The sequence below is a fragment of the Nonomuraea terrae genome, from assembly GCF_004348995.1.
Classification (GTDB): Bacteria; Actinomycetota; Actinomycetes; order Streptosporangiales; family Streptosporangiaceae; genus Nonomuraea; species Nonomuraea terrae.
The window spans coordinates 1-6,025 of record NZ_SMKQ01000333.1; the positions used below are offsets into that span (position 1 = coordinate 1).

Below are 6,025 nucleotides of genomic sequence, written 5' to 3' on the forward strand. Positions count from 1 at the left end.
GCCCGAGACCGACGTGCCGGGAACGGACTTTTCCGGAATCGACCTCCCGGGCAGCGACCCGCCCGGATCGGACATCCCCGGATCGGACATCCCCGGATCGGACATCCCCGGATCGGACATCCCCGGATCGGACATCCCCGGATCGGACATCCCCGGGTCCGACTTTCCCGGGTCCGACCTCCCCGGTACGGACCCGCCCTCGGGGGATATGCCGGGCACCGATCCCGCCGACATGAAGGTCCCCAGCATCGACTCGGCGCTCAACGACCCGTCCAAGACCGACCTGTCGTCCTACCAGCCCCCCAACACCCCGCAGATCAGCACCAACCTGCCCCCGGGGGCGGGGGACCCCTCCGGTCTGGGCACCCGCGTGGGGCCCGGCATGATGGCCGGATCCGGGCTCGGCACGGGCGCCGGCGCGAACGCCGGCCTGCCCGGCGGCGCGGCGGGGCTGCGCGGAGCCGGCGCGTCCGGCATGCCGATGATGCCTTTCATGCCGATGGGCGGCGGAGCCGGGGCAGGCAACGAGGAACGCGACCGCGAGAAGACGGTCGGCCTCTCCGAGGACGAGGGAGTCTGGGGCGGTGACGAGGACATCGCGCCTCCAGTGATCGGGGCGGAGGACGTGTGAGCGTCTACAAAGAGATGTACTGGGGGGCTGCTGGAACGGCCACGGCCGCCGCTGCCATGATCAGAAGCCCGTGGGCGTTCTACGTGGCCACCACGATCGGCACGATGGTGTCCGATCCCGAGGGGATGGCCGACTCGGCCAGGAACTGGCGCACCACCGCCCAGAACGGCGCGGTGAGCGAGCTCGACGATCTCGAGCGAGGGCTGACGGACCTGAGGAACTACCTCAAGGAGACCGGCACGTGGGAGGGCGGCGCCTTCGAGGCGTTCGACCAGGTCCACGGCGACTTCAAGGAGTCGCTCGCGCAGCTCAAGGAGAGCCGTAACGCGACCGGTGAGGGAGTCGAGTCATCCGCGGGTTTCTTCCAGTGGGGTGCTGTCATCTGCACCGGCCTCGCGGCCGCGATGCTGACGCTTGGCGTCGCCAAGCTCGCATCCAACCTCGCCGGGCCCGTCGGCAGGGTGGCGACGGTGGTCGCGGAGAGCGTCGTGGCGAAAGGCATCATCACGGTGATGCAGAAGGTGTTCAGCAAGCACCTCTACGTGATCGGAACCCTCGGCGGTCTGATGTACGTCTCCAACCAGTACGCCCAGACCGCCGGCCGGATCTTCCCCGGGCTCGAGGCCATGCCGACCCAGACGAGCACCCTGGGGACCGGCCGGCAGCCGTTCATGGGCACCGAGATGACGTACGACGAGAAGACGGGTGCCCTCACCCCCAAGTTCGACCTGAGCGGCGGCGGCTACCCGGCGTAGCCGCCGCCGTCATGGGGTCGTGGTCGCGGGCTGGATGACGTCGACCTCCTGCACGGGCATCCTGGCGGCGGCCGGGTCCAGCGCGGGCCCTTCGGGGATCAGCCGGAGCAGGTGGGCGGGCACCGGCGCCGCGTCCGCGGCCTCGTACCCGAGCTTGCCCACCACGTCCGCCGAGGCCAGCCGGAACCGCCTGCCCTGATCGGTGATGAGCGAGTACTGCTGGACGGCCGAGAGCTGCCCGTCGCCGGGAAGGGTGCCGGCCAGCGCCGCGGTGCCTGGGGGAAGCAGCACCTGGTCGACCTTCTCCGGCCCGGCGCCGGTCGCCGGGGGCGGAATGCTCAGGTTGCCGCCCGTGGTCAGGACGGCCTTGGTGGAGCCCTTCATCGTGTTGTCGTACACGGCGCAGAGGGGAGAGGACACGCCAGGCGTGCGGAACCGGGGCAAGGTGGCGGGCAGGCCGCTCTCCATGGGCCGCTGCGCGGACGCCTTCATCGCGTTCGCGGTGGCCGCGTCGATCGGCGTCTCGCGAGCCGGGCGGTTGCCGTACACGGTCTTGATGGCCGGGTCCTGGAGCAGCAGGATCGCCTGCGTCTGCGTGATGGGCGCGAGCCCGTCGGCGAGGAGCACGTACCAGCGCTCGGCCGAGCCCGCGACCGACGCGACCTTGTACACGTGGCCGACCCTGGCCGTCCTGCCGCCGGGGCCGGCGACCTTCTTGCCGCGCTGGAGGACCTTGGGGGCGGCGAAGTCCACGCCCGACGGGATGGCGTTGATCCAGGAGGCGGGCACGCGGCGGGGCGTCTGGTCGGTCAGCCGGTCCACGTTCGTCACGCGCATGCGCTGATTGGCCCAGAGCAACCAGGTCTGCTGTCCGTCGCTGACGACCAGCGCCTCGTCGCCCACCGGCGTGCCTGAGACGCTGATCCCGCCGATGAGCGTCACATACGGCCTGCGTACGCCGGAGGCGTCGGGCGCCTCCGTCACGCACGCCGACCATGGGGCCTTGACCAGTCTCTCCCGCTTCGGCAGTGAGTCCGGCGCGCCTTGGATGCCGACCTTGTGCCCGCGGGCGAAGGGGGCCAGCGACTCCGCAGACACGGTGCGGACCTTGATGTCCTGGCTGTCGAGGAGCAGCCGCGCGGAGACGTAGTTGGCCACCGGCTGCAGTTTGCTCTCCTGCTGGTTGTACACGTACGACGCGCCGGTCTCCTCCTCGACCAGCAACTGCCCCGCATCGGTCAGCTTGGTCGCGTTGCCCGGTTTGATCAGCCCCCAGATCCCGAATCCCGCCACCACCAGGACCGCGATCAAAATCCCGGCGAACGTCGCCACGTTGTGACGCCGCATCGGAGACTCCGGCAGATCGGGTTCCCCCTGGAGCAGGGCCAGACCCAGGCGCTGCGTCATGAGCCGGTGCGCCTGGTAGAGATCCTTCTGGGTCTGCATATCTGGATATGTTACGCATGAGGACTATGGGTTTCCTGTACGGAAAAGAAATGCTCCAGTAAGCTCCAACAGCGAGCACCAGGGGGAGGTTTCGTGGGAAACACGCCTGAGAACTGGCCCGGTCTGGACGCCGAACGAGACGGTGTGACGTACAGCGCTCAGAAGATCAAGAGCGTCGCCTCCGCCTTGCGCGAGGAGCTGAAACCCTTCGAAGGCCAGGGCACCGACGGCAGGGGCTCGGTCGAGGACCTCACGTCGTACGGCGGGGTCAACCAACTGCGCACGCAGCTTCAGACGATCTCCAACTGGGAGGGCGGCAGGCTGTTCTCCGAGAGCCTGGGGAGAAGTCACCAGGAGTTCCTCGACGTCTACCGCCGTGTCATCATCAACTTCCAGACCGCGATCGCGCTGATCGAGACCGGCGCGGGGGTCTACGGGACCACGAACACGGCCAACGAGGGCGAGGTCTGAGCGGCGTGGGCGAGAACCAGCACGAGACCCACCACCTGAAGCCGGCGCGGGGCACCTGGGACGTCCAGACGTACGGCCGGAACGTCCAGGAGGTGAAGGACCTCATCAAGAACATCGACGCCCCGCGCATCGAAGAGGCGTCCCTCGCCTACCAGGACGCCCACCGAGTGGTCAACGACGCCCAGCAGGCGGTCTACGAACAGGCCGTCGAACTGGCCAAGCACTGGGAGGGGCCGGCCTCGGTCGAGGCCCAGCGGGCGCTCCAGACCCTGCACGGCACGCTCGGGGAGCTCGCGGAGAAGATGAAGGGGATGTCCACGCCGCTCGGGCACCTCAACACGGTCGTCAAGGACCACCAGGCGTTCCTCGACGACGGCTGGCAGGGCTTCCTGCAGCCGACATGGCACAACCAGATGCTGGGCACCTGGAACGACAGCATCGCCGACATCTACCGCGTCTACAACGGCTCCACGAGCGGCGCGGGCGACGGCGGCAACCGGCTCGACTTCGGCTCCCAGGACGAGCTCGCCGGGCTGCACCTGAAGACGTTCGGCGACGACCTCCAGCGCATCTACAACCAGATGCCGGACACGGTCGAGACAAGGCTGCGCGACATCAACCTTCCGCGGGATCGGGATCCGGACCCCGACCAGGTCAGATACCCCTTCGACACCACGGGCGGCGGTGACGTCTCGCCGGCGTCGTACGGAGCCGGCGGCCTGTCCGGCATGCCGACAGGCGTGCCTGGGGTGGACCGCCCCACGTTCGGCTCCACGGATCCGGCCGACGGCGGATACACCGTCCCCGGCTACCCGGGGACGGGATCAGAGGGATCAGAGGGATCGACCGGCTCGCCGGGCGGCCCCACGACCGGCCCTGGCGGCTACCCGGACGGCTCCACTGGCCCGAACGCCCAGAATCCGGACGCCACCGGCAACGGGATCCCCGGCCAGACGCGGACGGGCGGCACAGATCCCATCACGAGGCTGCAGGACTACACCTCGCCGAACACCGCCACCCCCACGTCCACGTCGTCCACCGGCGGGACGGTGCCCGGCTACGGCTCCCCATCCGGCTCCCCGTACTCGCCGGGCACGGCCATGGGCCCCGGCACGTACGGCGGCGGCGGTGTCGTGCCTGCCGGCACGGCGATGAACGCCCGCGGTGGCTCCGCGACGGGTGCGGGCATGCCGTTCGTGCCGATGGGCGCCATGGGCGCGGGCGGCGCCCAGGAGTCGAGCGACCGCGAGTCCACGACGTGGCTGCACGAGGACGACGACGTGTGGGGCAGCGACTCTGATTCGGCGGTGAACAGCCGGATCGGCTGAGCCGTATTGATCGCAGGCGTTCGGTCGGGCTGGATCAACAGGGAAGCCTCCGATGTGGTGAAGGTGTCGAATCCGCACCGCACGGAGGCTTCATGGCCCACCGCAGCGCCCGGCTGACCATTTTCGGCGACGCCTGCTGGTCGATCGCGTACCGGCCGGCTGGTCCGGGTCAGGGGAGCAGCAGTCCCCAGGAGAGTGCCCACGGCACGAACACCACTCCGCCGGCGACCAGCAACCCGAGTCGGATCTTCTCGCCCACGGGGTTCGAACGCTCCAGGATCGAACGCCGCCATCGCGCGGCTGTTACCACGGTGGCGACCGCGGTCACCGCCGCGAGCGCCTGCAGCGCGAGCCAGACCAGCGGCCGGTCCGCGACCACGGGCCCTGGCGTGGCCAGCTTGCCGCCCGTCATGACCTGGTGCACGAGGAAGGCGAACGCTCCGACGATCGTCACGAGCCCGCCCGCGCTGACCACCCGCGCCGCCCGCATGGGAGCCGCGCCAGGTCGCCGCCTCCTCAGCCTGCGGACCAGGGCCGTCACCGGGTAGCCGCCGAACGCCACCAGGAACAGCGCGAGAGCCGCGAGTTGCGCGCCGGCCGACTCCCACCACGCGGGCGGCGGCACGGGTGTGGTGTCCGCGGGTTGCACGGGTGCGGGGCCCGAGACCTGGCTCGTGGGCGGGCGGCCCGACGTCACGTCGGCCACCCAGCTGCCGACCAGCTCCGCGTACCCGGGAGCCAGATCGGGCAGGCGGGTGAGGCCGGCGTCCGGGGTGAGGTGGGCGGCGTGGTCGGCGCCGGGGAAGAACCGGAACGTGTAGTGCCGGTTCCCGCCCGCGTCCAACGCCGCGGCGAGGAGCGGCGGCGACTCGCGAGGCGGCGTCAGCAGGTCGTGCACCCCCCAGACGCCCAGCACGGGCTGCCACACCTGCCCGACGACCGGCGCCGGGTCGAAGTACGGCTCAGGGAACATCCCGCCGTCCGCGATCACGCGGTACAGCTTGGGCACGGTCAGGTCCACGAGCGACCCGGCCACTCCCGCCTTGCGCAGCCCGGACGCCACCGCCCAGACCTGCTGCCGCAGCGGCTGCAGCCCGTTCGCGCCGACGAGGATCAGGAAGGAGACGTCGCGGGACTTCGCCGCCGCGACCGGCGCCACCCAGCCGCCTTCGCTGAACCCCCAGATCCCGACCTTGGCCGGGTCCACCCCAGGCTGCCGCCGCAACACGGCGACGGCTCCCAGCGCGTCCTCGGCGAGGTCGGCGTACGAACGCTGGAAGAGCGAGTAGCCGGCCGACCGCTTGTCGTAGACGAGCACGGTCAGCCCCTGCCGCGCGAACGCGACCGCCTCCGTCATCAACTTCTCCCGAGGCCCCGTCCCGGCTCCATGCACG

5 protein-coding genes and 1 pseudogene are annotated in these 6,025 nt (G+C 70.4%); 4 read left to right on the plus strand and 2 right to left on the minus strand.

The genetic code is table 11. The annotated features are described in order from the left end of the window. Positions 1–631 (plus strand): annotated as a pseudogene (locus tag E1286_RS49695) (hypothetical protein); the annotation flags it as partial. Continuing rightward, a complete protein-coding gene (locus tag E1286_RS45410) occupies positions 628–1,386 on the plus strand; it encodes a WXG100 family type VII secretion target (RefSeq protein WP_132623352.1) in 759 nt (252 codons plus the stop codon). The pseudogene E1286_RS49695 and the gene E1286_RS45410, both read left to right, overlap by 4 nt. Before the next feature lie 9 nt (positions 1,387–1,395). Here E1286_RS45410 and eccB read toward each other — a convergent pair whose 3' ends face one another. After that, a complete protein-coding gene (eccB, locus tag E1286_RS45415; protein ID WP_132623354.1) occupies positions 1,396–2,832 on the minus strand; it encodes a type VII secretion protein EccB in 1,437 nt (478 codons plus the stop codon). Between the two features lie 93 nt (positions 2,833–2,925). On the opposite strand from eccB, the gene E1286_RS45420 reads away from it, so the two are divergent. Both E1286_RS45420 and E1286_RS45425 read left to right on the plus strand, forming a co-directional pair. Then, positions 2,926–3,303: a hypothetical protein gene (locus E1286_RS45420; RefSeq protein WP_132623356.1), complete on the plus strand. Its 378-nt coding sequence runs from the start codon at positions 2,926–2,928 to the stop codon at positions 3,301–3,303. Between the two features lie 5 nt (positions 3,304–3,308). Further along, positions 3,309–4,631 (plus strand): hypothetical protein, encoded by a 1,323-nt coding sequence (locus E1286_RS45425; protein WP_132623358.1) that lies wholly within the window; start codon positions 3,309–3,311, stop codon positions 4,629–4,631. Positions 4,632–4,800: 169 nt separating this feature from the next. Here the strand turns inward: E1286_RS45425 and E1286_RS45430 are convergent. Then, on the minus strand, positions 4,801–6,025 hold a 1,225-nt coding region (locus E1286_RS45430; RefSeq protein ID WP_223190934.1), incomplete at its 5' end, for an alpha/beta hydrolase family protein.